The sequence below is a fragment of the Phyllobacterium sp. P5_D12 genome, from assembly GCF_054049495.1.
Window position 1 is genome coordinate 1 of record NZ_JBFUMG010000991.1, and the last position, 998, is coordinate 998.

Annotated in this window: 1 protein-coding gene and 1 pseudogene; one reads left to right on the top strand and one right to left on the bottom strand. The window is 58.6% G+C overall.

Going from position 1 to position 998, the window contains the following annotated elements; all coding sequences use genetic code 11:
- Positions 1 to 585 (bottom strand): annotated as a pseudogene (locus tag ACXJ5O_RS28195) (nitrate ABC transporter substrate-binding protein); the annotation flags it as partial.
- A gap of 97 nt (positions 586 to 682) precedes the next feature.
- Here ACXJ5O_RS28195 and ACXJ5O_RS28200 point away from each other — a divergent pair.
- The coding region (locus ACXJ5O_RS28200; protein WP_457302794.1) for a GntR family transcriptional regulator at positions 683 to 998 on the top strand (316 nt) is incomplete at its 3' end.

Below are 998 nucleotides of genomic sequence, written 5' to 3' on the forward strand. Positions count from 1 at the left end.
ACGAAGCCCCGCTCCGTTCTCGAAATAGCCGTTGGGCATGAATGGAGTGAAGATCGCATCGAGCTCGCCCTTCGCCAGCAGTTCCGTCATGGGACGTTCGCCGGGAGCCGCCTCGATCCTGCCGGGCTGGCCAAAGCCGTCGAGCCGATCGACGATGGGGTGGATGGCCGTCAGGCGACCGGCGAACCAGAATGCATCTTCGATACCGATGCCTTCCCTGCGCAGGGCAGCCCGCGTCCAGGTATTGCCGGAGTCGCGCCAGCCGGTAATGCCGATCCGCTTCCCGGCAAGATCGGACAACCGGGTCATAGGGCTTGTTTCGGTGGTGATAATGCACCTGTGGCGGAAGCCGCGCATGATAAAGCAAGGAATGCCGACGATGGTTTCCGCGCCCTCGGCCATGGCGGAGGTGTAGCGGCTGAAGGAAACTTCCGCGGCGTCATAGATCTCGCTTGAAGCAAGATCGGGGATCAACGTTCCGACGCGATCCACCTGTAGTTCGATCCGGTCCGACGGGACGTCGCCGAAAATCAGCGGAGTCAGATAGTCCCAATCGCGGGTGGCAATTTTTATGGGAACGCGCATGGATTTCCTCATTCCGGCGGTTTGACTAGACCTCCGTAAATGTTTATGTTCATGCAATCAAATGTTATTATGACATTAAACATTTAAAGTTCAGATGATGACGGATCAATTCGACGCCCAATGGTTTGCTCATCGTCTTGGCGATCGCACCTCGCGTGGCATTGCGCTTGAAACGGGCGCGATGATCCGCTCAGGATTGCTGCCGGTCGGAACCAAATTGCCGTCCGTACGCGATCTCGCCTTCACGCTGGGTATAAGTCCGGCGACGGTATCCATCGCCTGGGCCGATCTGCGCCGCCACAAGATCATTGGCGGGAGAGGTAGGAACGGCGCCTGGGTCATGGGCGACCGATTTGCGCCTCGTCCGACGCGCCTCGTGAACATAGGCAACTACGTGCCGGACACCTTGGAAC